This is a genomic window from Flavobacterium sp. (assembly GCF_039932285.1).
Classification (GTDB): domain Bacteria; phylum Bacteroidota; class Bacteroidia; order Flavobacteriales; family Flavobacteriaceae; genus Flavobacterium.
This window is the reverse complement of sequence record NZ_JBDTQE010000002.1, coordinates 47,174-72,045: the sequence shown is the minus strand read 5'-3', so window position 1 is coordinate 72,045 and position 24,872 is coordinate 47,174. Positions and strand designations below refer to the sequence as shown.

At 33.6% G+C, this 24,872-nt stretch carries 23 protein-coding genes; 9 read left to right on the top strand and 14 right to left on the bottom strand.

Going from position 1 to position 24,872, the window contains the following annotated elements:
• Positions 1 to 26: 26 nt before the first annotated feature.
• Positions 27 to 536 (bottom strand): acyl-CoA thioesterase, encoded by a 510-nt coding sequence (locus ABI549_RS00940; protein ID WP_348074569.1) that lies wholly within the window; start codon positions 534 to 536, stop codon positions 27 to 29.
• Positions 537 to 636: 100 nt separating this feature from the next.
• A complete protein-coding gene (locus tag ABI549_RS00935; protein WP_348074568.1) occupies positions 637 to 1,581 on the bottom strand; it encodes an SPOR domain-containing protein in 945 nt (314 codons plus the stop codon).
• 104 nt (positions 1,582 to 1,685) lie between these two features.
• Between ABI549_RS00935 and dprA the strand changes: the two genes are divergently transcribed.
• The 9 genes from dprA (at position 1,686) to ABI549_RS00890 (ending at position 13,674) form a co-directional block, all read left to right on the top strand.
• Positions 1,686 to 2,786 carry a DNA-processing protein DprA gene (gene dprA, locus ABI549_RS00930; RefSeq protein WP_348074567.1) on the top strand — a complete coding sequence of 367 codons (1,101 nt, stop codon included), beginning with the start codon at positions 1,686 to 1,688 and terminating at the stop codon, positions 2,784 to 2,786.
• Between the two features lie 72 nt (positions 2,787 to 2,858).
• Positions 2,859 to 4,220 carry a rhodanese-related sulfurtransferase gene (locus tag ABI549_RS00925; RefSeq protein ID WP_348074566.1) on the top strand — a complete coding sequence of 454 codons (1,362 nt, stop codon included), beginning with the start codon at positions 2,859 to 2,861 and terminating at the stop codon, positions 4,218 to 4,220.
• A gap of 104 nt (positions 4,221 to 4,324) precedes the next feature.
• A complete protein-coding gene (locus ABI549_RS00920) occupies positions 4,325 to 4,786 on the top strand; it encodes an ester cyclase (protein WP_348074565.1) in 462 nt (153 codons plus the stop codon).
• Positions 4,787 to 4,930: 144 nt separating this feature from the next.
• Positions 4,931 to 6,271: a regulatory iron-sulfur-containing complex subunit RicT gene (ricT, locus tag ABI549_RS00915; RefSeq protein WP_348074564.1), complete on the top strand. Its 1,341-nt coding sequence runs from the start codon at positions 4,931 to 4,933 to the stop codon at positions 6,269 to 6,271.
• Positions 6,246 to 6,746: a gliding motility lipoprotein GldH gene (locus ABI549_RS00910; RefSeq protein WP_348074563.1), complete on the top strand. Its 501-nt coding sequence runs from the start codon at positions 6,246 to 6,248 to the stop codon at positions 6,744 to 6,746. The genes ricT and ABI549_RS00910 overlap by 26 nt, the downstream gene beginning before the upstream one ends.
• Positions 6,747 to 6,749: 3 nt before the next feature.
• A complete protein-coding gene (locus ABI549_RS00905; RefSeq protein WP_348074562.1) occupies positions 6,750 to 9,074 on the top strand; it encodes a transglycosylase domain-containing protein in 2,325 nt (774 codons plus the stop codon).
• A 181-nt stretch (positions 9,075 to 9,255) separates the two neighbouring features.
• Complete coding sequence (locus tag ABI549_RS00900) at positions 9,256 to 9,954, top strand: CoA transferase subunit A (RefSeq protein WP_348074561.1); 699 nt, start codon at positions 9,256 to 9,258, stop codon at positions 9,952 to 9,954.
• A gap of 2 nt (positions 9,955 to 9,956) precedes the next feature.
• Positions 9,957 to 10,613 (top strand): CoA transferase subunit B, encoded by a 657-nt coding sequence (locus tag ABI549_RS00895; protein ID WP_348074560.1) that lies wholly within the window; start codon positions 9,957 to 9,959, stop codon positions 10,611 to 10,613.
• A 340-nt stretch (positions 10,614 to 10,953) separates the two neighbouring features.
• A complete protein-coding gene (locus ABI549_RS00890) occupies positions 10,954 to 13,674 on the top strand; it encodes a M4 family metallopeptidase (protein WP_348074559.1) in 2,721 nt (906 codons plus the stop codon).
• Positions 13,675 to 13,734: 60 nt separating this feature from the next.
• Here the strand turns inward: ABI549_RS00890 and ABI549_RS00885 are convergent, their stop codons facing one another.
• The 12 genes from ABI549_RS00885 to hemA all read right to left on the bottom strand — a co-directional run bounded on the left by ABI549_RS00885 (position 13,735) and on the right by hemA (position 24,695).
• Positions 13,735 to 14,673, bottom strand: coding sequence for a leucine-rich repeat domain-containing protein (locus ABI549_RS00885; protein WP_348074558.1), 939 nt, complete (start codon positions 14,671 to 14,673; stop codon positions 13,735 to 13,737).
• 80 nt (positions 14,674 to 14,753) lie between these two features.
• Positions 14,754 to 16,211, bottom strand: coding sequence for a nucleoside recognition domain-containing protein (locus ABI549_RS00880; RefSeq protein ID WP_348074557.1), 1,458 nt, complete (start codon positions 16,209 to 16,211; stop codon positions 14,754 to 14,756).
• 86 nt (positions 16,212 to 16,297) lie between these two features.
• Positions 16,298 to 17,011, bottom strand: coding sequence for a 3'-5' exonuclease (locus ABI549_RS00875; protein WP_348074556.1), 714 nt, complete (start codon positions 17,009 to 17,011; stop codon positions 16,298 to 16,300).
• Positions 17,012 to 17,101: 90 nt separating this feature from the next.
• Positions 17,102 to 17,572: a methylated-DNA--[protein]-cysteine S-methyltransferase gene (locus ABI549_RS00870; protein ID WP_348074555.1), complete on the bottom strand. Its 471-nt coding sequence runs from the start codon at positions 17,570 to 17,572 to the stop codon at positions 17,102 to 17,104.
• A gap of 54 nt (positions 17,573 to 17,626) precedes the next feature.
• Positions 17,627 to 18,001 (bottom strand): c-type cytochrome, encoded by a 375-nt coding sequence (locus ABI549_RS00865; RefSeq protein ID WP_348074554.1) that lies wholly within the window; start codon positions 17,999 to 18,001, stop codon positions 17,627 to 17,629.
• A gap of 126 nt (positions 18,002 to 18,127) precedes the next feature.
• Positions 18,128 to 19,120: a porphobilinogen synthase gene (hemB, locus tag ABI549_RS00860; RefSeq protein WP_348074553.1), complete on the bottom strand. Its 993-nt coding sequence runs from the start codon at positions 19,118 to 19,120 to the stop codon at positions 18,128 to 18,130.
• Between the two features lie 202 nt (positions 19,121 to 19,322).
• Positions 19,323 to 20,225 carry an oxygen-dependent coproporphyrinogen oxidase gene (gene hemF, locus ABI549_RS00855; RefSeq protein WP_348074552.1) on the bottom strand — a complete coding sequence of 301 codons (903 nt, stop codon included), beginning with the start codon at positions 20,223 to 20,225 and terminating at the stop codon, positions 19,323 to 19,325.
• Positions 20,215 to 20,703 (bottom strand): hypothetical protein, encoded by a 489-nt coding sequence (locus ABI549_RS00850; RefSeq protein ID WP_348074551.1) that lies wholly within the window; start codon positions 20,701 to 20,703, stop codon positions 20,215 to 20,217. The genes hemF and ABI549_RS00850 overlap by 11 nt, the downstream gene beginning before the upstream one ends.
• A gap of 11 nt (positions 20,704 to 20,714) precedes the next feature.
• A complete protein-coding gene (gene hemE / locus ABI549_RS00845) occupies positions 20,715 to 21,740 on the bottom strand; it encodes a uroporphyrinogen decarboxylase (RefSeq protein WP_348074550.1) in 1,026 nt (341 codons plus the stop codon).
• Between the two features lie 50 nt (positions 21,741 to 21,790).
• Positions 21,791 to 22,456: a uroporphyrinogen-III synthase gene (locus ABI549_RS00840; RefSeq protein ID WP_348074549.1), complete on the bottom strand. Its 666-nt coding sequence runs from the start codon at positions 22,454 to 22,456 to the stop codon at positions 21,791 to 21,793.
• Complete coding sequence (gene hemC, locus ABI549_RS00835; protein ID WP_348074548.1) at positions 22,456 to 23,382, bottom strand: hydroxymethylbilane synthase; 927 nt, start codon at positions 23,380 to 23,382, stop codon at positions 22,456 to 22,458. The genes ABI549_RS00840 and hemC overlap by 1 nt, the downstream gene beginning before the upstream one ends.
• 71 nt (positions 23,383 to 23,453) lie before the next feature.
• Positions 23,454 to 24,695, bottom strand: coding sequence for a glutamyl-tRNA reductase (gene hemA / locus ABI549_RS00830; protein WP_348074547.1), 1,242 nt, complete (start codon positions 24,693 to 24,695; stop codon positions 23,454 to 23,456).
• Positions 24,696 to 24,872 lie beyond the last annotated feature (177 nt).

The window sequence follows — 24,872 nt, the reverse complement described above, 5'->3', positions numbered from 1 at the left end:
GCACTCTAAAAATAGAACTTTATTTATTACAAAAACAAAGCTTTCAGTTCTGTTGCATCGCTCGGTTTCATTTTACCAGCAAGAACTAAACTTAATTGTTTTCTTCGCAAAGCAGCATCAAATCTAGATTTTTCTTCATCGGTTTGCGGGTCAATTGCAGGAACTTCAACAGGTTGCCCAGTTTCATCGACCGCTACAAAAGTATATATTGCTTCGTTTGCCTTGGTTCTGTTTCCAGATTCACGATCTTCAACCCAAACATCAATAAAAATTTCCATCGAAGTTCTAAAACTTCTAGATACTTTTGCTTCAACAGTAACAACACTTCCTAAAGGAATAGCTTTATTAAAAGCGACATGATTTACAGATGCAGTTACAGTAATTCTGCGTGAATGTCTTCTAGCAGATATACTTGCTGCTCGATCCATTCTAGCTAATAATTCACCTCCAAAAAGATTGTTTAATGGATTAGTTTCACCTGGTAAAACCATATCTGTAAGAATCGTCAATGATTCTGAAGGAAATTTTGCTTGCATAAGATTTTTTTTGCAAAGATAAACGGAAAGTCCAAGTTATAGAAAAAAAAGAGCCACAAATTAATAAATTTGTGGCTAAAATATAAGTGGTTTTATTTTTTTATAATTCTTTAATAAGAAGCCAAGCAGCAGGATTTATTGAATCTTGTATTTGAGTCATTTTATATTGTGCTTCAGTATAAGTAGCAAAACTACCATAAACTACAGGAATTAAACCATTTTCATTTCTGTCAAGAATTCTGGCATTGTAGCCTTTCGAAACTAAATATTCTAATTCTTTATTTGCATTTCTTTCATTTCTAAAAGCGCCAGCCATGATATGAAAAGGCAATGTTTTTTTAGTTTCAATTTCAGAAATTGTAGTTGCAGGATTGTCTATAAAAAAAGTAGCCTCTTGAATTTTAGCATTTACCTCTTTCTGAACATCAGCTTGCACGATTAGTGTTTCAGATTGTTCAACCTGATTTATATAAGCTTTATAACCAAAACTAGTTGTTCCTAATGATAGTATAAAAACAGCAGCATATTTTAAATACGGATTTAAATATCTTCTGTTTTCAGTTGTTGGGATTTGATAAACAACTCCTTTTTCTTCAATCTCTTCTACTTTAGCAATCGATGATTCTCTTTTTATTGATGGAGAAACGAATGAACTTAATCCGAAGGAAGCAGTCAAATAATTCAGATGATTTGAAGGTTCAAAAACCAAATTATTTTCTTGGTTTAATCTCAATTCACCAATATTTTTAAGAGATAAGTGACGCGTGCTTTCTAGCTCACTTTTCCATAAGAAAATAGCATTTTCGATAGCAACTATCGCTTGTTCGTAACTCATTTTCTCCGAAATAGAAATATGATTGGCTAACAATCCATCATTGTTTTTCAAATGAGAATTAAAAGAAATTACTTTCTTTGGTGGATAAAAAGTTTGATTACTTTCTTGTATGTTTGCAGAGATTGTTTCGGTTAAAAAAGCACCAAAACCAGGAACAGTAACACACTGGAAACGATATAATAGTTGAGATATGTGATTGGCTATATTCATTATAGCAAAATTATAAAACACAAGCGAAAAAAATAATGTTATTAACAAATGTTATTAACAATTTTGCGTTTTTTTAATGCTTTAAAAAAATTAGGTACGAATTTATGACAGAAACCGAATTACATTATTTATTGGCGCTGCAAAAAGTAGAAGGAGTTGGTGATATTATGGCTAAAAAATTGCTTAATCATTGTGGTTCGGCGGAAGCTGTTTTTACTGCAAAAACTTCGCAATTGGCTACTATTGATGGAATTGGTAGAATTTTGCTAAATAATTTAAAAAACAAAACAATTTTTGACCAAGCTGAGGCGGAACTCAAATACATTCAAAAGAATAATATAAATGTATCGTTTTTTAAAGACGAGAATTATCTCGAAAGATTAAAACATTGTGTTGACGGACCAGTTTTGTTATTTACCGCGGGGAATATTAATCTAAAACAAAAACGAATCATAAGCATTGTTGGTACGCGCCAAATCACTTCTTATGGGATCGATTTTTGCAAAAAACTCATAGCCGATTTAGCACCACTCGACCCAATAATCGTAAGTGGTTTTGCTTACGGAGTAGATATTGTAGCGCACCAAGCAGCCATAGAAAACAACTTACAAACCATCGGAGTTCTTGCCCACGGATTGAATCAAATATATCCGAAAAACCATAAAAAATACATGTCAAAAGTCGAAGAAAACGGCGGCTTTATGACCGAGTTTTGGAGTAATTCTAGTCCCGAAAGAGAAAATTTTGTAAAACGGAATCGTATTGTAGCAGGAATATCGGAAGCAACTATTGTTATAGAAAGTGCCGACTCTGGCGGATCGCTGATCACAGCAAACTTGGCAAATGATTACAATCGAGATGTTTTTGCGGTTCCAGGAAGAATCTCAGACAAGTATAGTCAAGGATGCAACAATCTTATAAAAACTCAACGAGCACATTTACTTTCCAGTGCTGCGGATTTGGTTTATATCCTCAATTGGGAATTAGAAAAGAAAGAGAAATCTGTACAAAAACAGTTATTTGTTACCCTCGAACCAGAAGAACAATTAATTTATGACTTTCTTCTAAAAAACGGAAAAGAACAAATGGATACCATTGCACTCGAATGCAATTTGCCTATTTTTAAACTATCTTCTTTGTTACTAAACATGGAATTAAAAGGTGCAATGAGACCTTTACCTGGGAAATTGTTTGAGGTAATATAAAAAGTCATAAATTTGCAATCAAATTCTTCCAATTAGAATTTATAACATATTTCTCACTTAAACGTTTATAGCATGCAACTGTATAACACCTTAAGCGCAGAAGAAAGAGCCGAGCTGATAGATCAAGCAGGCAAACAACGACTCACGTTGTCTTTTTATGCGTATGCCAAAATTGAAAACCCACAACAATTTCGCGACGATTTATTTATAGCTTGGAACCAGCTCGATGCGCTGGGTCGAACGTATGTAGCCAAAGAAGGAATCAACGCTCAAATGAGTGTTCCTGCCGAAAATTTTGAAGCTTTTCGTGACACTTTAGAAGCCTACGATTTCATGAAAAATATTCGTTTGAATGTAGCTGTAGAACATAATGATCATTCCTTTTTGAAACTGACTGTAAAAGTTCGTGACAAAATTGTAGCCGATGGTTTGAATGACGAAACTTTTGATGTGACCAACATTGGAGTACATTTGAAAGCCAAAGAATTCAACCAAATATTAGATGATCCGAATACGATTGTGGTCGATTTTAGAAATCACTACGAAAGCGAAATAGGTCACTTCAAAGGTGCAATAACTCCCGATGTAGAAACTTTTCGTGAATCGTTACCCATCATTAATGAGCAATTAAAAGATTTTAAAGAGGATAAAAATCTAGTAATGTATTGTACTGGTGGAATCCGATGTGAGAAAGCTTCGGCTTATTTTAAGCACCAAGGATTTAAAAATGTTTTCCAATTAGAAGGTGGAATTATCAATTATGCCAATCAAATTAAAGAAGAAAACATAGAAAGTAAATTCATTGGGAAGAATTTTGTATTCGATCATCGTTTGGGCGAAAGAATTACAGACGATATTGTTTCTCAATGTCATCAATGCGGAAAACCTTGCGATAATCATACGAATTGCGAAAATGAAGGTTGCCATTTGTTGTTTATTCAATGTGATGAATGTAAAACCGCAATGGAAAATTGTTGCTCTACAGAATGTCAGGAAATTATCCACATGTCATTGGTAGACCAAGTAAAATTACGCCGTGGTGTAAAAAACGGAAATATGATTTTCAGAAAAGGAAAATCAGACAAATTATTATTCAAACATTCGGGCGAATTGTCTGATGCTACTTTGGCAAAAGCAATAGATCCTAAGGATATTCGTCAAAAAATAAAGATTAAGAAAGTACTCGTCGGTAAAGCCGAACATTATTATGCAAAATCTGAAATTGGTTCATTTATAATAGAAAACCAAGAACTAAAAATAGGCGATAAAATTTTAATATCTGGTCCAACAACTGGCGAACAACAATTGGTTTTAGAAAAAATGTTTGTCAACGGAAACGAAGATTCTGAAGCTAAAACAGGAGCTAAAATAACATTTTCAATTCCATTTAGAGTACGATTATCTGATAAATTATATAAAATTTTAGAATCTTAAAAAAACAAAATTATGAAATATTTATGATACTTAAATCATGAACACAAATTAAGACCTCCTCATAAATATACCATATTCCAATAAAAAACAAATATTTTCTACATATGAAAACAAAACTTTTAAAAAACTTACTATTATCAACCCTAATTTCTTTTTCAATAAATGGAATGGGGCAAACAAAAAGAGATTTAAAACAAGAAGAAAAAAATAAAAAAACAGTTTCAGTATTTTATCAAGGTTTATTTGGCGACAAAGAAGTGTCATTTATTGACACCTATATTGCAGAAGATTATATTCAGCACAACCCAGGAGTTGCTGATGGAAGAAAAGCTCTTAAAGATGGAGCAACACAATGGTTTGAAGGAGCACCAAAGGAAAAAATTGATATTCAACACATTGCAGCTGATGGGGATTTGGTTTTTATTCATTTAAAATCTAAAGACTATTCTGGCAAAACAATTTCGGTTATCGATATCTTTAAATTAAAGAATAACAAAATTGTAGAACATTGGGATGTAATTCAAGAAGTTCCTGATAAATCAGCTAATTCACATCCAATGTTTTAATGATTTTTACAAATAAAGAAGCCTTTCTATCATATAAATAGAAAGGTTTTTTTTAATCAAAAAATACTATCTTTACCCTCAGAACGTTTTTATTAAAAGTAGTTCCGCACTTTTAGGCGGAATGACCAATATATATTCAAAATTATGGCATGTACAAGTTGTTCAACTTCCGATGGTGGTGCGCCAAAGGGGTGTAAAAATAATGGGACTTGCGGCACCGATAGCTGCAACAAATTAACTGTTTTCGATTGGCTTTCTAACATGACTTTACCAGGAGGACAAGCACCTTTTGATTGTGTGGAAATTCGTTTTAAAAACGGAAGAAAAGAATTTTATCGTAATTCAGAAAAACTAACCCTTAGTATTGGTGATATTGTAGCTACTGAAGCTTCTCCAGGACATGATGTAGGAATTGTAACTTTAACAGGAGAATTGGTTAAAGTTCAAATGAAGAAAAAAGCAGTAAACCACGAAGGTGAAGTGCCGAAAATATACCGAAAAGCATCTCAAAAAGACATCGATATTTGGAGTACAGCTCGTGATAAAGAAGAACCAATGAAGGTTCGTGCTCGAGAAATTGCAATAGGATTAAAACTTCAAATGAAAATTTCTGATATCGAATTTCAAGGAGACGGATCTAAAGCTACATTTTATTATACCGCAGAAGACAGAGTCGATTTCAGACAATTAATCCGTGATTTTGCTAGTGCTTTCAGTACAAGAGTCGAAATGAAACAAGTTGGTTTTCGTCAGGAAGCCGCTCGTTTGGGAGGAATTGGATCTTGCGGTCGTGAGTTGTGTTGTTCTACTTGGTTAACCGATTTTAGAAGTGTAAACACATCAGCAGCTCGTTACCAACAACTGTCATTGAATCCTCAGAAACTTGCAGGACAATGCGGAAAATTAAAATGTTGTTTGAATTATGAGTTAGATACTTATATGGATGCTCTGAAAGACATTCCAGACATGGAAACCAAACTTTCGACTGAGAAAGGTGATGCAATTTGTCAAAAAATAGATATTTTTAAAGGGTTAATGTGGTTTGCTTACATCGGAAATTTTGCGCAATGGCATATTCTAAAAGTGTCAGAAGTAAAAGAAATCATGGCGCAAAATAAAGAAAAAATAAAAGTTTCTGCCCTAGAAGATTTTGCTATCGAAATTGAAAAACCAGCAGTCGAAAAAACTTTTCAAAATGCAATGGGGCAAGACAGTTTAACTCGTTTTGACCAACCTAAAAAAAGTAATAAGAAATCGAATAAAAATCGTCGTCCAGAAATTGCAGGAAAAGAGAAAACCCCTAATGTAGGACCAAAAGTGATTCAAAAAATCACCCCGAATTCAAACTCAAATAATCCGAATCAGAGTAAACCAAATAATCCAAACCAAACCAATCAAAATAAACCACACGAGCGAAAGCGAACTGACGAAGTAAACCCAAATGGACCAAAAATTAGAAATGAAAAGAAAGATCCTAACAAATAGTTTTTTATTATTTTGTGTCGCTTTTGGATTTATTTCGTGCGACAAGTCTCAAGTTTTTGACGAGTATCATACCTTTGATGATGGTTGGAGAAAAAACAGTGTAATCAATTTTACTTTCGACCAAGAAGTTTCGAAAAAACCTTATAATTTATTCATCAACATTCGTGACAACGATGATTATGAGTTTAGTAATTTGTTTCTAATTGTAAAACTAGAACATCCAGATGGTTTAATAAAAGTAGATACTTTAGAATACTTAATGGCAAATCCAGACGGAAGCTTACTTGGAGAAGGATTTTCAGATATAAAAGAAAGTAAATTGTGGTATAAAGAAAATATGGTTTTTCCTAAAAAAGGGAAATACAATCTCTCTATACAACAAGCCGTAAGACAAACTGGAAAAGTACAAGGAGTCGAAAAATTAGAAGGAATTACCGAAATAGGTTTTAGAATAGAATCGTTAGAAAAACAATAAAAAATGGCACAAAAACTGAATACTCGCAAACCAGATTATTCACAATATGTGAAAAAATTTTGGAAATATTTCTTCATCGCTTTTGGCGGAATATTATTGTTTTTTCTATTTGCCTCTTGGGGTCTTTTGGGGTCGATGCCCTCATTTTCTGAGTTAGAAAACCCAGAATCTAATTTAGCCACCGAAATAATTTCTGCCGACGGAGTAACGCTAGGTAAGTTTTACAACGAAAACAGAACACCAATAAAATACAAGGATTTACCCAAACATTTAGTAGATGCTTTAATATCTACCGAAGACGAACGTTTTAGAGAGCATTCAGGAATTGACGGAAAAAGAACTTTAAGCGCCACTTTAAGCTTAGGAAGACGAGGCGGAGCAAGTACATTAACACAACAATTAGCAAAATTACTTTTTCACGGAGAAGGTTCTAAATTTTTACCTTTTAGAATGGTCCAAAAAGTAAAAGAATGGATTATTGCTATTCGTCTAGAACGTCAATATACAAAAGATGAAATTATTGCCATGTATCTTAATAAAGCCGATTTTATTAATACCGCAGTGGGAATTCGTTCGGCATCAAAAGTGTATTTCGCAAAAGAACCCAAAGATTTAACTGTCGATGAAGCAGCTATGTTGGTAGGAATGCTAAAAAATCCATCATTATTTAATCCTTTGCGAAGAGAAGAAAAAGTAAGAGAACGCAGAAATGTTGTTCTAAAACAAATGGAAAAAAACGGTTGTTTGTCAACCTCTGAAAAAGAAAAATACCAAAGCAAACCTATTGTATTAACTTTTACACCCGAAAAATATAACGAAGGTTCAGCCACTTATTTCCGTGAATACCTTCGCGATTATATGAAAAAATGGGCTGTCGAAAATAAAAAAGAAGATGGTTCAGATTATAACATTTACTCCGATGGACTAAAAATATACACCACTATAGATTCTAGAATGCAATTATATGCCGAAGAAGCTGTAAAAGAACACTTAAAAAACCTACAAGAAGAATTTTTCTTAGAAGCCAAGCAAAACAAAACCGCTCCTTTTATTAGAATTTCACAACCTGAGATAGACAAACTTATGCTGCGTTCTATGAAAACCACAGAGCGTTGGCGAATTATGTCTGAAGAAGGAAAAGACGAAGATGAAATCATAAAATCATTTAGCATAAAAACTAAAATGACTGTGTTTACTTGGGACGGAGACAAAGATGTCGAGATGACTCCAATGGATTCTATAAGATATTACAAACACTTCCTACAACCGGGAGTAATGTCTATGGAACCGCAAACAGGACAAGTAAAAGTATGGGTTGGAGGTATCGATTACAGATATTTTCAGTACGACCACGTAGGTTTAGGAGCGCGTCAGGTAGGATCTACATTCAAACCATTTGTTTATGCAACCGCAATAGAACAATTAGGAATGTCACCATGTGACACTATTATCGACGGACCATTTATAATCCGCAAAGGAAAACACAACGTAACCGAAGATTGGGAACCAAGAAATTCTGATGGAAGATACCGAGGTATGGTAACGCTCAAAAAAGCATTAGCAAACTCTATCAACACTGTTTCGGCAAAACTAATAGACAAAACAGGTCCAGATGCAGTCATTGCTTTAATGAGAAAACTAGGCGTAAATTCCGAAATTCCATCGCAACCTTCTATCGCATTAGGAGCTGTCGATATTACTGTAAAAGATATGGTAGCCGCTTACAGCACATTTGCCAACCAAGGAATATATATGAAACCACAAGTAATTTCAAAAATAGAGGATAAAAACGGGAACGTAATCTACGAACCAAAATTGGAATCTAGAGACGTACTTAGTAAAGATATTGCTTATGCCGTTATCAAATTATTAGAAGGCGTTACCGAATCTGGTTCGGGAGCCAGACTAAGAGGAACAGGTTCGGGAGGTTATGCGTACAAACGAGTAACAGGATATCCGTACGGATTTACAAATCCAATTGCGGGAAAAACAGGAACTACACAAAACCAGTCCGATGGTTGGTTTATGGGAATGGTGCCCAATCTTGTAACAGGTGTTTGGGTAGGAAACGAAGACCGTTCGGCACATTTTCGCACCATCGCAAACGGACAAGGCGCAACCATGGCTTTGCCAATTTGGGGATTGTTTATGAAAAAATGTTATGCAGACCCCAACTTACATGTATCAAAAGAAGATTTTGAACGTCCAAAAAACCTAACTATAAATGTCGATTGCGCTACCGAAAGAAGAAGAGTTCGAGACACCACAGCTACAGATTCAACGGCAGTTAAACCAGAAGAACAAAACACAGACGAGTTCGGAATATAATAAAAATAAGGAGCTATTCCCGCCATACGCTATATCTTTTCCTTGCTAAAGAAGCAAGAAAAAGGATGCCGCTGCTGTCGGGGCTAGGGGAAAAGCAAGAAGAAACCAAAACACACAATTAAACCAAACTTATATGACCTTATATTTCTTATATGGTTTAAAAAATAAAATGTAAGTCAAAATGATAAACAAAAAAGTAAGTAATGTACAAGAAGCATTACAAGATATACAAAACGGACAAACCATCATGTTAGGTGGTTTTGGTCTTTGCGGAATCCCAGAAAACAGTATTGCCGAACTCGTAAAAAAAGACGTAAAAGAATTAACCTGTATCTCCAATAACGCAGGAGTAGATGGTTTTGGTTTGGGTTTACTTTTAGAAAAACACCAAATCAAAAAAATGATTTCTTCTTATGTAGGAGAAAATGCCGAATTTGAACGTCAAATGTTATCAGGAGAATTAGATGTAGAACTCACGCCACAAGGCACATTGGCCGAAAAATGCCGATCTGCACAAGCAGGAATTCCAGCATTTTTTACCCCAGCAGGTTACGGAACCGAAGTCGCTGAAGGAAAAGAATCTAGAGAGTTTAACGGTAAAATGCACATTATGGAACTGGCTTATAAAGCCGATTTTTCTATTGTAAAAGCTTGGAAAGGCGATACCGCTGGAAACTTAATATTTAAAGGAACGGCTAGAAACTTCAATTCATGTATGGCTGGTGCAGCAAAAATAACCATTGCCGAAGTCGAAGAATTAGTCGAAGCTGGTACATTAGATCCAAACCAAATTCACATTCCTGGAATTATGGTCAACCGTATTTTTCAAGGAGAAAAATTTGAGAAAAGAATAGAACAACGCACCGTTAGAACAAGATAGTCATGGCTTTAGATAAAAATCAAATTGCAAAACGCATCGCACAAGAAGTACAAGATAATTATTTCGTTAACCTAGGAATTGGAATTCCAACCTTAGTAGCTAATTATGTTCGTGAAGATATTTCGGTAGAATTTCAAAGTGAAAACGGAGTGCTAGGAATGGGTCCATTTCCATTTGAAGGGGAAGAAGATGCGGATATTATCAATGCTGGAAAACAAACGATTACCACATTACCAGGAGCTAGTTTTTTTGATTCTGCTTTTAGTTTCGGAATGATTCGTGCAAAAAAAGTAGATTTAACTATTCTTGGCGCCATGGAAGTATCTGAAAATGGCGATATTGCCAACTGGAAAATCCCAGGAAAAATGGTAAAAGGAATGGGTGGCGCAATGGATTTAGTTGCTTCTGCCGAAAACATCATCGTCGCTATGATGCATGTAAACAAAGCAGGAGAAAGTAAAATATTAAAAAAATGTACTTTGCCACTAACAGGTGTTGGTTGTGTAAAAAAAGTAGTTACAGAATTGGCTGTTTTAGAAATCACTCCAAAAGGATTTAAATTATTAGAACGAGCGCCTGGAGTTTCGGTTGAAGAAATCATAAAAGCCACCGAAGCCGAATTAATTATAGATGGAGAAATTCCAGAAATGATAATCTAAAATATTTATTTGTAATTTTTTATAGATAGCAATACTAAAAAGTATTGCTATTTTTTTTAATCTTAAAAAACGAATTATTTGTTTTTTATCGATTTTTAACATCATTTTATCGATTTTACTGATGAATGCATAAAATAAATCACATATAATTAATTTATTGTTAATTATTTAATAAATTCACCCTGAATTTTATAAAAACGTATTTTATTTTAAAATTTTATAAAAAATATTTTTATTGTTAAGTTTTAACAATATATATGGGAAAACCGTAAAATAATTTAAACAAAATAAAATAATTTCACATTTTTATAAAACTAACCAACCAAAAACCAAATTAATTATGAAAAAACAATTTAGAGGCATTGCCTCAGTGTTTGCGTTATCCTTATTTACGCTATCCAGTTTCGCTCAAGAAACGGATAAAAATGTGAATCAAAGATCTTCTGGCGAAAATGGTCTGCCAAACTTAATTACCTTTAACGAAAAATCAACTTATAAAAGTTCTGATTTTCAACAAATCTTCACGGATCAATTAGGTTTAAAACAAAACGAATCATTTTCTAAAATTAAAAACGAATCCGATCCACAGGGATTTACACATGAAAAATTCCAATTATTCCATCAAGGAATTAAAGTAGAATTTTCAACTTATACTTTACACTCAAAAAATGGTAAAATAGCCTCTATGAGTGGTGAATTTTATGACATTAAAAATGTTAATACCGTAGCTTCTTTAACACCACAAGCCGCATTAAATAAAGCAATGTTGCAAATTGGTGCAAGTCATTATTTATGGGAAAACCCTATTGAATCTGCTACAATGGAGTATAATAAGCCTCAGGGTGAACTGGTAATCCTACCTATATTTGACCGTGAAGGTAAAGCAACTAATTACAGATTGGCCTATAAATTTGATATATATGCAACTGCACCTGTAAGTCGTGGCGATATTTATATTGATGCAATTACAGGCCAAAAACTATTTTATAATGCTACAATTAAACATTTAGGCGAATATTCTAATGGTAAAGGTTTAAGTGGTAAAGTTACAAATAGTATGTTGAAAGCTCCTGCATTGGTAGCGGCTACAGCAGCTACTCGTTACAGTGGTTCTCAGTCCATTGAAACTACTTTAAGCGGATCTTCATATATTTTATCTGAAGTAGCTAGAGGAAGTGGGATTCAGACTTATAATATGAAAAAAGGAACTAGTTATACTGCAGCAGTTAATTTTACAGATGTAGATAATAATTGGACCGCAACTGAATTTAATAATACAAATAAAGATAATGCAGCTTTAGACGCTCATTGGGGCGCTGAGAAAACTTATGATTATTGGAAAAATATTCACGGAAGAAATAGTTATAATAATGCTGGTGCAAAAATTAATAGCTATGTACACTATAGCAGTGCGTATAATAATGCCTATTGGGATGGTACGCGTATGACTTATGGAGATGGTAGTGGTACAGGTGGATTTAATGCACTAACAGCATTAGATGTTTGTGGTCACGAAATTGGACATGCAGTTTGTTCTAATACTTGCAATTTAACTTATTCAAACGAGTCAGGTGCAATGAACGAAGGATTCTCTGATATTTGGGGGGCTTGTATAGAGAATAATGCTGCGCCTACAAAACAAATTTGGTTAATAGGTGAAGATATTGAGATGAGATCTGGTCACCTTTCTCTTCGTTCTATGAGTAATCCTAACACAGAAGGACAACCTGACACTTATAAAGGGACATACTGGTATACTGGTACAGCAGACTCTGGAGGAGTACACACGAATTCAGGAGTATTAAACCATTGGTTTTATATTCTTTCTGTTGGTAAATCAGGTACAAATGATATAGGAAACGCTTTTAGTGTAACAGGAATTACAATAGCTAAAGCCGAGAAAATTGCTTTCCGTACAGAGAGTGTTTATTTAACAGCTAGTTCTAACTATGCAGCAGCAAGAACTGGTGCGATTCAAGCAGCTACTGATTTATATGGAGCTGGTTCTGCTGAGGTAATTGCAACAACAAATGCTTGGTATGCAGTTGGTGTTGGTGCCGCTTATGCAGGTTCAGCAGACACTGTTGCGCCTTCTATACCATCTAGCTTAGCAGCATCAGGAACAACATCATCTTCTACTAATTTATCTTGGACAGCATCTACAGACAATGTAGCAGTAACAGGATACAATGTTTACAACGGAGCTACTCTAGCAACAACAGTAACAGGAACAACTGCAACAGTATCGGGTCTTACAGGATCAACTACTTATACATTTACTGTAAAGGCTAAAGATGCAGCGGGAAATCTTTCTGCTGCAAGTAATGCTGTAAGTGTTACAACTTTAGCTGGTTCGGCAGTTACCTACTGCACATCAACAAGTAGTAATACTGCTGATGAAAAAATTGGAAAAGTTGTTTTAGGATCTATAAGCAATACATCAACTGGAACAGCTGGTTATGAAAATTTTACTGCGCTATCTACTAACCTAGTTAGATCTACTGCAAATACAATTACTATCACACCATCTTGGACATCGACAGTTTATGCTGAAGGTTATGCTGTTTGGATTGATTATAATAAAAATGGATTGTTTACAGATGCAGGAGAATTGGTTTTCTCTAAAGCAGCTTCAACTGCAACACCAGCAACCGGATCGTTCACTATTCCTGCTACTGCAACATTAGGAGCAACAAGAATGAGAGTTTCTATGGATTATAATGCGATTCCTACTTCTTGTCAATCTTTTACTTACGGCCAAGTAGAAGATTACACAGTAAACATTACGGCTTCCTTTGCTATTACAGCAACAACTGAGTTAAATAGTGTTGAAGCATTATCTTTCAATTTATATCCTAATCCTGTAGAAAATATGTTGAATATTTCTGTGATTGATAACAGAAAAGCAACTTATAGAATTTATAATATGATTGGGCAAGATGTGAAATCAGGAAACCTTAATCAAAACGAAATTAATGTTTCTAATCTTGAATCAGGGCTTTATATCTTTGAAGTAAATGATGGAGAAAAAACAATAACTAAAAAGTTTGTTAAAAAATAATCTTTTTATATTGAAACTAAAATGCCTCACAATTCGTGAGGCATTTTTTATTTCTAGTAGTTATATTTTTGTTTTAATCAGTTTTCTAACACTTTCCGATTGTCCAAATTCTAGACTTTCTAAAAAAGGATAAGTAGTTTCTGGAAAACTTACCCAAGGATTCACTCCTAAATAAAGCTCTTTCATATTAGTGAAATTCACAATTTCTGCTGGAAGTGTTTTAAGTAAGTTTCCGTCTAAATCTAATAATGTTAAGTTAGTCAATTTGCAAAGTTCGACAGGGAATTTTTTGATTTGATTTTTATCTAAAATTAAATTTTTGAGATTAATTAGATTTCCAATCTCTGAAGGAATAACTTGAATGATATTACTTTTCACATTAATAATAGTCAATTCCGATAAATTTCCAATTTCCAAAGGCAAAATGGTAATGTTATTTTTTTCTAAATTCAACACTTTTAGTTTAGATAAAGAACCTATTTCTAAAGGGATTTCACTTATTTTGTTATCAAATAAAACAAGTTCGGTTAGGTTTCTTAGATTGCCAATTTCAAGAGGAATTACTTCGATTTTATTATTACTAAAGTTAATTTTCTTTAGTTTTAATAATTTTCCAATGTAAGGAGAAATAACTTCCATTTTGTTTTTTTGAAACTCCAATTTTTCTAAATTGGCAAGTTTTCCAAGTTCGATAGGAAATTTTAAAAACAAATTATTGTTGATATATAGTTCCCTCAATTTGGTTAATTTCCCAATTTCAAAAGGTAAAGATTGTAGGTTATTATAGTTTAACCACAGTTTTTCAATATTTACAAATCGACCAATTTCTACAGGAAGTTTTGTAAGATTTCTGTTGTTTAAATTAAGTTCTTTGTATTTTTCAGGGTTTGGTGCTTCCATGATTTCTGTCATAGAACGACTTTCTGCTTCTTGCGCATTTACAGAAAAAACTGCGCAAATAAACAACACTAATAGGAGTGCTTTTTTTAGGTGTTTCATATTTCACTAAATTTGGGACAACAAAAATAGTAATATTTAGATAAAATTCTGATAATCGGATACTTATTTAAATAAAAAGATTAAAAAAACCAACCAGCTACTAAAATAGCTGTAATCACACAAATTACATCTACAATAAGCATCGTTCCTAAAGCATAACGCGTATTTTTTATATTTACCGAACCGAAGTAAACTGCAATTACGTAAAAAGTGCTTTCAGCACTGCATTGAAAAATACTACTCAATCTTCCAGTCATAGAATCGGCTCCAAAAGTATTCATAGAGTCTATTAAAAAACCTCTAGATCCAGCGGAACTAAAAGGACGAAGCATTGCTACTGGTAACGCATCGGTGATGCCTTTATTCACGCCCATATTTGAAAATATAAATGCAATTCCATCACTAATAATTTCAAATAATCCACTGTTTCTAAATAAGGAAATGGCAACTAACATTCCCAAAACATAAGGAAAAATAGTAACTCCGGTTTTAACACCGTTATTGGCTCCTGATACAAAAGCTTCGAAAACAGTGGTGTTAGCTTCAGCAAATTTCTTTTCCTTAATGAAAGAAAAAATCAACGTAAAAGCAATAATCCCAACCAATATTAACGCAGAAAGATTAGAGGTGAAATAATTTTTTCCAATTAAATCTAAATGGTTCACATACATTAACAAACCAACGATTGATGCAATTAGTACCATTAAACCTGTTATTAATGATGCACTTTTGAAATTTATTTTTTGTTTGATTCCCACAATCAAAAAAGCTGCAATTGTGCCAATAAAAGAAGTAATAATACAAGGCAACATAACATCGGCAGGGTTACTTGCATTGGCAGCAGCGCGATATCCAATAATAGAAGTGGCTATTAATGTAAGACCTGAAGCATGCAAACATAGAAACATAATTTGTGCATCGCTTGCTTTGTCTTTCTCAGGATTAAGTTCTTGTAAGCTTTCCATGGCTTTAAGCCCAAATGGAGTGGCTGCAGAGTCTAATCCTAAAAAATTTGCCGCGAAATTTAAGGTCATATAAGATATCGATGGATGATTTTTTGGAATACTAGGAAATACTTTTACAAAAACAGGGCTTAATAATTTGGCTAATTTTCCAGATGCTCCAGAGATAATTAAAAGCTCCATCAATCCGCAGAAAAAGGCCAAATAAGCCATAAGCGGAATAATCAAATCAAGTATTGTCGTTTTACAAGTTGGTAATAATCCGTCTGATTTTTGTACGCCACTGAAAATTTTTACCGTTTTGTTTTTGTAAACATAAGTAGTATCGGGATTGATGCTATTGTCTGCATTCGTTTTTATATTATTTATCACCATGGTTTGTTCAGGTGATTTTTCGATGCTGTCTTTTATAAAAGCAGGAATTTGATTTAGATATTTTTCAGAAATTAAAATTGGATCATCTTTTTTCCCGTTCAAAATAAAATCAATTGTGTAATTGTTTCCAGAAAACAAACTGAAGACAACAAATAGAATAGATGAAATAAAAATTACTAACCAAAATCTACTTAATACCATAATTTATTTTTTTAAAATTCTATAACACCGATTTCACAAATTTACACAAATTTTATCTGTGTAAATTTGTGAAATCGGTGTTTATTTTACACGTGAATAATTTCTTCTTCAATCAATAAATCTTCTCTTCGCAGTCGTAAAAAAATCTGAGCGACTGCAATGGTGTCTTTTTCGCAATAGGTTACAATACGGTCGATATCCTTTTCTACATAAAAAACATGACCTACTTGCGAACCATCAATATCTCCTTTTGATGATGGAATTCCCAGTACTTTACACATTAATTTCAAAGAAGTGAAATGCTTATAATCGCCAAATTTCCATAATTCTAAAGTATCTAAATGTGGAATTTCCCATGGCTTTTTTCCAAATAAATTGAGCTTGTTTGGAATTGCAATTTGATTAATAATCATGCGTCGAGCCATAAACGGAATGTCGAATTCCTTTGCATTGTGACCACACAAAACATGTTGCGGTTGGTTAAAATGATTGTTTAATAAATTTATAAAATCATGAAGAATTTTCTTTTCTTCCCCAAAAAAAGAAGTCACTCTAAAGTTTCGAATATCTCCTTTTATCGTAAAATAACCTACCGAAATACAAACAATTTTTCCAAACTCGGCCCAAATTCCAGCTCGGTCATAAAACTCTTCACCCGAAAAATCCTCTTTGCGCTGGTATTGTGTTTTTTGCTCCCAAAGTTGTTTCATTTCATCATCAAGCGAATTGAAATTTTCTTCTTCTGGAACGGTTTCTATATCTAGGAAAAGGATGTTGTTGAGGTTAATTTTTTCAATCATAATTTAGACTTCTTAGGATTTTAATTGTCAAAACTTAAACTTTTAAAAATCTAAGATAGTTTAAATTTCTTACAATATAAAAAGTATAATTTAAAATAAACTTTGTTGATTTGTTGGGTTTTCGTGTTCTAATAACCATTTTTTGCGCCACAAACCACCAGCATATCCGGTAAGCGAACCATCAGTTCCTATGACGCGATGACAAGGAACAACAATCCATAATGGATTTTTACCATTTGCCGATGCTGCAGCACGAATTACTTTTGGGTCACCTAATTTTTTTGCCAAATCGAGATAAGAAATAGTTTTTCCAAAAGGAATATTGCTTAATTCCTGCCATACTTTTTGTTGAAAATCGGTTCCTTTAGGATTGAGTTTGAAAGTAAAATCAGTTCTTTTTCCCTCGAAATAGTCGCGAAGTTGATGTACAGCCTCTTGTAGTTCTAGAGGAATTTCATTAGAAACGGTGCCTTCGGACAAAACAGAAATAACAGCAATACCATTTTCGTCTCCTTCTATTTTTGTAATGCCCAATGGCGAATTTATAAAGCAAGTTTCCATTTGAGAAATGATTTTGTAATACCTGACAGGTTTTGAAAACCTGTCAGGTATGCATTAGTTTGAATAAATATAAGCCTCAATTGCTTTCAATTCCCTATCAGACATTGCTTTTGTTATAGCAAAATTTGTTTTCATCACTTCATACTGACTCGGATCGACAAGTGGAGTTGCATCGTTTTTTAAGAAATCGACAATGTTTCCATTTTTAGTTTTATAAGCTGTAGCAATCTCTTGAATGCTAGGGCCAACAATTTTTTGATCTACTTGATGGCAAGCCACACAATTTCCTTTTCCTTCAAAAATTTCTTTTCCTAATGCTTCTGGAGTTTTTACTTCGGTGCTTGATTCAGTTGGTTTTCCAAAAGATTCTTCACTTTCTTTTTTGCAAGAAAATAAAATAATAAATAGTATAAAAAAATAATGTTTCATTTTAAAAAAAATTAGTTTTTATGAAAATGTTTGCCCTAGCCCAGATAGAAACGGAAATCCTTTTTCTTTTTTTCTTTAAAAAAGAAAAAGATTGAAGTAAATAGCTGGAAATAGCTTCAAATAAAATTATTTATTCAATAAAATAGCGGCTTCTTTAGCAAAATAGGTAGAAATTAAACTTGCGCCTGCTCTTTTAATACACATTAATTGTTCCATCATGATTTTGTCGTGATCAAGCCAACCTCTTTCGGAAGCGGCTTTTATCATGGCATATTCTCCCGAAACATGAAAAACAGTTACGGGAACATTTACCGCATTTTTTACTTCACGAACGATATCTAAATAGGCAATTCCTGGTTTTACCATAACCATATCGGCACCTTCTTCAACATCCATCAAAGCTTCTTTGATGGCTTCGATGCGATTGGCATAATCCATTTGATAGGTTTTTTTATCTTTTGGAATTTCAGCATTGTCAACAGGAGCACTGTCTAATGCATCACGAAATGGTCCGTAAAATGCCGAAGCATATTTAGCCGAATAACTCATTATTCCCACATTATGAAAGCCCGCAGCGTCTAAACCTTGGCGCAAACGCAGTACACGTCCGTCCATCATATCGCTTGGCGCAACAAAATCGGCTCCCGCTTGTGCATGAGAAACTGCCATTTTTACTAACGCTTCATTGGTTGCATCATTTGCAATATCTCCATTTTCAATGATTCCGTCGTGACCGTAAATTGAGTACGGATCTAGCGCGACATCTGGCATGACAATCATTTCTGGACAAGCAGTTTTAATAGCCTTGATCGCTCTTTGCATTAATCCATCAGTATTCCAAGCTTCTTTTCCGGTGTTGTCTTTTAGAGATTCATCAACTTTTACATAAATATTTACCGCACGAATTCCTAAAGCGAATATTTCTTTGACTTCTTCGACTGTTAAATCGATAGAACGACGGTAAATTCCAACCATAGATGGGATTTCTACTTTTACGTTTTCACCTTCTGTAATGAACATGGGAAACATAAAATCGCTTGGACTTAATGTGGTTTCACGTACTAATGAACGAATACTTTCGTTTACTCGTAATCTTCTGCCTCTTTGTAATGGGAACATATTTTTATTTTTTCTCGCAAAGGCGCAAAGGCGCAAAGCGAAGTTATTTTATAATTTTAATTTTTTTAACCACATAGAAACATAGATTTTATTTAAGTCGCTTTGCTCAAGATAGACTAGATAGATTATATGTTTGAAATTTTAATTTCTCTATTTTTCCTTTTTGAAATCTTAAATCTATGTTTCTATGTGGTTAAATTTTCTAAATCCAGTCAACAGGTTTTTCTAACACTTTAATTAATTTTTCTTCTTCGCTTCCAACTTCTGGGTGATGGTCATAAACCCATTGCACATGTGGTGGCAAACTCATCAAAATACTTTCTATTCTTCCATTGGTTTTTAGTCCAAAAAGTGTGCCTTTGTCATGTACTAAATTGAACTCTACATAACGTCCACGACGAATTTCTTGCCATCTTCTTTGTGCTGGAGTATAAGGTAAATTTTTTCTTTTTTCTATAATTGGAACATACGCTTCTAGGAAAGAATTTACAACTTCGGTTACAAAATTGTACCAATCTTCCATTTTCATGGTGTCGGTTTGCTTGCAATAATCAAAAAACAATCCGCCTAATCCACGTGCTTCATTTCTGTGAGCATTCCAAAAATAGTCATCACATTGTTTTTTGTATTTTGGATAAAATTCTGGATTATGTTTATCGCAAGCAGTTTTGCATGTTTGATGAAAATGAATCGCATCTTCTTCAAATAAATAATAAGGTGTGAGATCTTGTCCGCCGCCAAACCACGAATTGATTACGTTTCCATTATCGTCATACATTTCAAAATAACGCCAATTGGCATGAACAGTTGGCACCATTGGGTTTTTAGGGTGAATGACTAGACTTAATCCGCAAGCAAAAAAATCCGCTTCGCCAACGTTGAATAATTTCTGCATCGAATCTGGTAGTTTGCCATGGACAGCAGAAATGTTTACACCACCTTTTTCGATTACGTTTCCGTTTTCGATAACGCGTGTTCTTCCACCGCCACCTTCTGGACGTTCCCAAATATCTTCTCGAAATTTCGCTTTACCTTCAACGGCTTCTAATCCATGACAGATCTGATCTTGAAGATGAAGTATGTATTGGTAGAATTTATTTTTCATTTTTCATTAAATAAGTAACTATTAGGAGAATCAAAATATAAATACCAATCTCTTTAAAAATTCCAATAAAAAAATAATTTATATCGCAATCACCATCAAGACAAGTTATTTTTCCTGAAAAGATAAAATTAGAAATTATAAACAGTATTGAAATGATATGAATTAATAGATTGGAATTTCTAATTTTATTTACCCAAAATAATTGACTTAAAATAGGATAAGTAAACATTAAAAACCAACCAGAAAACCAATATTCCCCTTTAAATCTATTCACTAAATCCTCATCTTTCATTAGATATAAAAACCATAACAATAAAAAAAGAACTCCTGAATATTTTATTATATATATTGACGAATCGATAAACTTCTGAGTATCAATCCTCATAACTACCTTAAAGTTGATTAATATAAAAGTAACTATTCCAAAACCAAAAAATATTGGCTGGATTAAATAACTATTTATAAAATCTTCTATCATAATGTTTCTATTTACTGACCATATTCTTTCACCGCATCAATAAATGCTTTGGCGTGATCTACGGGAATATTTGGTAAAATACCGTGACCTAGATTTACGATGTATTTGTCTTTTCCAAATTCGTCAATCATTTCATGTACCATTTTCTTAATCACAGGAATTGGCGAAAGCAAACGACTTGGATCAAAATTACCTTGTAAAGTAATGTTTCCACCAGACAAATATCTTGCATTTCGTGGCGAACAAGTCCAATCTACGCCAAGTGCCGACGCTTTACTCTTACCCATTTCGCCTAAGGCAAACCAACACCCTTTTCCGAAAACAATAACGGGTGTAATATCTGCTAATGCTTCGACGATTTGATTGATATATTTCCATGAGAATTCTTGATAATCTACTGGAGAAAGCATGCCTCCCCAAGAATCAAAAACCTGAATGGCATTACAACCCGATTTTACTTTTTCTATCAAATAGGCAATGGTTGTGTCCGTAATTTTTTGTAATAAAACGTGTGCCGCTTCTGGATGCGAAAAACAAAATCCTTTGGCTTTATCGAAGCTTTTAGACCCTTGTCCTTCTACGGCATAACACATAATTGTCCATGGTGAGCCCGCAAAACCAATTAGCGGAACTTCATCATTTAGCATTTGTTTTGTTAATTTGATCGCGTCAAAAACATAACCTAATGTTTCGTGAACATCTGGAACAACGACTCTTTCTACATCTTGAATAGTACGAATAGGATTGGGCAAAAAAGGACCAACATTTTCTTTCATCAATACTTCTATCCCCATGGCTTGTGGCACGACCAAAATATCCGAAAACAAAATGGCAGCATCAGGGGCAATTCTACGAATAGGTTGCACGGTGATTTCGGCAGCTAATTCTGGGGTTTGACAACGGGTAAAAAAATCGTATTTGTCGCGTAAAGCGATAAATTCTGGTAAATATCTTCCCGCTTGACGCATCATCCAAACTGGCGGACGTTGTACAGTTTCTCCTTTGAGTGCTTTTAGAAATAGGTCGTTTTCAATCATTTTATTTATTGTTAGACCTGACAGGTTTCAAAAACCTGTCAGGTTTATTATTATTTATATTCGTTGATACATTCCTCAATCACATCTTCGATAGTTGGATTTTCGGCAATGATACTGTTTTTTGTAATTTTTTGTAAGGCTTCTGCGGTGGTTTCGCCAATGCAGAAACAAGTTTCTTTTTTGATGGTGTTGTCTTTCAGATAACTTTCTACGCCAGATGGACTAAAAAATAAAATGGCTTCTACCGAATCTTTTATTTTTTGAGGTGTTAATGTGGTTTCGTACACTTGAATCTCATTGAAAGTAACATGCTCTTCTTTTAAAGCTTGAGGCAATGTTTCTCTGCGTAAGTTTCCGCTAAAAAAAGTAAAGCTATCGTTGGGATGAATTAGCGTAATGATTTCGGCCAAATCTGAAGCATAACCCGTGTAAACATCGACATTAAAACCATTTTCTGATAATAATATTTTAGTTTTTAATCCAACGCAGAAAACGTTTTTAGTTTTTAATTCGGCACATTTAGGATGTGATAACAAACTATGCACCGCATTTTGACTGGTAAAAATTAGGTTGTCATTCACTTCTTTTAGCTCAAACGGTTTGTTTTCTGTTTTAATAAAATCAGCTTCAATTACATTAAAATTTGCATTTACTAATGCTTCTTTTTGAATGTTTGACAGTATTTTTGTGGATAATATGTTGATTGGAGTACTCATTATTTTTTTAGTTTTTCTTTTATGGATTGCATCAATTGTACGCCGCCGTTTTCAAAAATTTCTTGAGCACTATTGTATCCTAATTGCTTCCATTCCTGCACTTCAATTATTTTGTTTACTTCAATTTTTTCTTTTCCATCAATAGAAAACAAAACCCCTTGAAAATGGATTGTTTCGTCTTTTTCGTTAAATTTTGCAAAAGCTCCAATTGGCGCAGTACAACCGCCTTCTAACGTTCTTAAAAATTGACGTTCTATGTAAGTTGTTATTTCGGTTTCAATATGATTTAATTCGGTTAAAGCATTTAAGGAATAAGTGTCATTTCCCATGGCAACCACCATCATGGCGCCTTGTGCTGGTGCAGGAATCATCCAATCTAGATTAATATAATTTTCTGGTTTTAGATTTATTCTTTCTAAACCTGCGGCGGCAAAAACGGCTCCGTTCCAGTTATTGTCTTTCAGTTTTTGCATTCTGGTATTTACATTGCCACGCAAATCAATAACTGTATGTTTAGGGTATTTGTGCAACCATTGTGCTTGTCTTCGCAAACTTCCTGTCGCTACTGTTGCCTCTTTAGTTAAGAAATCGAGATTGTTATTATATACTAAAATATCTTTTTCGTTGGCTCTTTCTAAAACGGCTGCTTGCACGATTCCTTGTGGCAAAGCAGTTGGAACGTCTTTCATAGAGTGAACAGCAATATCGATATCGCCATTTATCATGGCAATATCTAATGTTTTTGTGAAAATTCCGGTTATTCCGAGTTCATAGAGTGGTTTATCGAGAATGATATCTCCTTGAGATTTTACCGCTACAATTTTGGTTTTATAGCCTAAATCATTTAACATTTTCTCAACATGATGTGCTTGCCAAAGTGCTAATTCACTATCACGAGTTCCTATTTTTATTATTCTTTCAGCCACAATTTAGTGCAATTTTTTACCGCTATAATTCGCAAATTTTTTAATTCGCAAATTTGTGGCCGTTTTTTATTTTATAATTGAAATATTTTATTGATATAATCGATGCTTTCATCAACCATTGTGTCTTCGTCTTTGAGGTGATTGGCAAAATGATTGGTTATTTTTTGAATAATGCGATTGCTAATGAGTTCGGCTTGCTCTTCGTCAAAATTTGATAATTTTTTTCTTTGAAAAGTTAACTCTTTTTCTTTAATCGTGTTTAATTTTGCTTTGAGTGCATGAATTGTTGGAGCATATTTTCTCCCATTCATCCAGGTGTTAAATTCTTCTTTTATTTCGTCGATAATAGCTTCGGCAGCAGGTATGTGTTGCTTTCTGTTTTCAAGGGTTTCATCAGTAATTTGAGATAAATCGTCCAGATGAACTAAGGTTACATTTTCTAGTTCATTTACATTGATATTTACATTTTTCGGGATAGATAAATCTAAAATCAGTAATGGTTTTTTAAGATTTAAAATGGCTTTGTCTATTGTTGGATTTTGCGCGCCAGTTGCTACCACTAGAACATCGGCTTTTTGTAATTCGATATGCAAATCGGCATAATCTTTTACAATCAAATTTAATTTTCCAGCTAATTTTTCGGCTTTGTCTTTAGTTCGATTTATTAAAGTGATATGCTCGTTTTTAGAATGTTTTACTAAGTTTTCGCAAGTATTTCTTCCTATTTTTCCTGTACCAAAAAGCAAAATATTTTTTTCACCAATATTCTCCACATTTTTCATGATGTACTGAACTGATGCAAAGGAAACTGATGTTGCTCCCGAAGAAATTTCGGTGTCTGTTTTTATCTTTTTACTAGCTTGAATGACTGCATTTACTAATCTTTCCATAAAAGAGTTAGTAAGATCTAAAGCTTTACTTTCTGTAAAAGCAATTTTTATTTGACTAATAATTTCAAAATCACCTAAAATTTGACTGTCTAAACCAGTACCAACTTTAAATAAATGAGAAATTGCTTCCTGATTTTTGTATACGTAAGCTACTTTTTGAAAGTCTTCAACGGTTCCATTACTGTTCTCACAAAGTAATTTAATGAGCTGAAATGGGTGTTGAGCAAAACCGTAAATCTCAGTTCTGTTGCAGGTTGAAGTAACGATTAAGCTTTCGATTCCTTCCGTTTTTGCTTGTTGTAATAAGTTGGATTTAGATTGTGCATCAATACTAAATTTACCACGCATCTCAGCATCAGCTTTTTTGTAATTTAGCCCGATGGCATAAAAAGAAGAGTGCTTCGAAATTGTATTGTTCTCCATAATTGTCACTTTATTCAAAAAGTTTAACAAAAGTATCTTTATCTTTTTTATAAAAGTAACGCTAGGAGGTCAATTTGTGTCGCTAAGCGGATTTTGTTATAAAAAATAGATTTTTATCGTTATTTCTTTTATTTTTGTATTAAAATCAATACTTTTTAAATTATTTATTTAGATTTA

Excerpts from the sequence above, each read along its gene's own strand:
- ABI549_RS00940 (WP_348074569.1), bottom strand. The coding sequence starts at position 536 with ATGCAAGCAAAATTTCCTTCAGAATCATTGACGATTCTTACAGATATG.
- ABI549_RS00935 (WP_348074568.1), bottom strand. The coding sequence starts at position 1,581 with ATGAATATAGCCAATCACATATCTCAACTATTATATCGTTTCCAGTGT.
- dprA (WP_348074567.1), top strand. The coding sequence starts at position 1,686 with ATGACAGAAACCGAATTACATTATTTATTGGCGCTGCAAAAAGTAGAA.
- ABI549_RS00925 (WP_348074566.1), top strand. The coding sequence starts at position 2,859 with ATGCAACTGTATAACACCTTAAGCGCAGAAGAAAGAGCCGAGCTGATA.
- ABI549_RS00920 (WP_348074565.1), top strand. The coding sequence starts at position 4,325 with ATGAAAACAAAACTTTTAAAAAACTTACTATTATCAACCCTAATTTCT.
- ricT (WP_348074564.1), top strand. The coding sequence starts at position 4,931 with ATGGCATGTACAAGTTGTTCAACTTCCGATGGTGGTGCGCCAAAGGGG.
- ABI549_RS00910 (WP_348074563.1), top strand. The coding sequence starts at position 6,246 with ATGAAAAGAAAGATCCTAACAAATAGTTTTTTATTATTTTGTGTCGCT.
- ABI549_RS00905 (WP_348074562.1), top strand. The coding sequence starts at position 6,750 with ATGGCACAAAAACTGAATACTCGCAAACCAGATTATTCACAATATGTG.
- ABI549_RS00900 (WP_348074561.1), top strand. The coding sequence starts at position 9,256 with ATGATAAACAAAAAAGTAAGTAATGTACAAGAAGCATTACAAGATATA.
- ABI549_RS00895 (WP_348074560.1), top strand. The coding sequence starts at position 9,957 with ATGGCTTTAGATAAAAATCAAATTGCAAAACGCATCGCACAAGAAGTA.
- ABI549_RS00890 (WP_348074559.1), top strand. The coding sequence starts at position 10,954 with ATGAAAAAACAATTTAGAGGCATTGCCTCAGTGTTTGCGTTATCCTTA.
- ABI549_RS00885 (WP_348074558.1), bottom strand. The coding sequence starts at position 14,673 with ATGAAACACCTAAAAAAAGCACTCCTATTAGTGTTGTTTATTTGCGCA.
- ABI549_RS00880 (WP_348074557.1), bottom strand. The coding sequence starts at position 16,211 with ATGGTATTAAGTAGATTTTGGTTAGTAATTTTTATTTCATCTATTCTA.
- ABI549_RS00875 (WP_348074556.1), bottom strand. The coding sequence starts at position 17,011 with ATGATTGAAAAAATTAACCTCAACAACATCCTTTTCCTAGATATAGAA.
- ABI549_RS00870 (WP_348074555.1), bottom strand. The coding sequence starts at position 17,572 with ATGGAAACTTGCTTTATAAATTCGCCATTGGGCATTACAAAAATAGAA.
- ABI549_RS00865 (WP_348074554.1), bottom strand. The coding sequence starts at position 18,001 with ATGAAACATTATTTTTTTATACTATTTATTATTTTATTTTCTTGCAAA.
- hemB (WP_348074553.1), bottom strand. The coding sequence starts at position 19,120 with ATGTTCCCATTACAAAGAGGCAGAAGATTACGAGTAAACGAAAGTATT.
- hemF (WP_348074552.1), bottom strand. The coding sequence starts at position 20,225 with ATGAAAAATAAATTCTACCAATACATACTTCATCTTCAAGATCAGATC.
- ABI549_RS00850 (WP_348074551.1), bottom strand. The coding sequence starts at position 20,703 with ATGATAGAAGATTTTATAAATAGTTATTTAATCCAGCCAATATTTTTT.
- hemE (WP_348074550.1), bottom strand. The coding sequence starts at position 21,740 with ATGATTGAAAACGACCTATTTCTAAAAGCACTCAAAGGAGAAACTGTA.
- ABI549_RS00840 (WP_348074549.1), bottom strand. The coding sequence starts at position 22,456 with ATGAGTACTCCAATCAACATATTATCCACAAAAATACTGTCAAACATT.
- hemA (WP_348074547.1), bottom strand. The coding sequence starts at position 24,695 with ATGGAGAACAATACAATTTCGAAGCACTCTTCTTTTTATGCCATCGGG.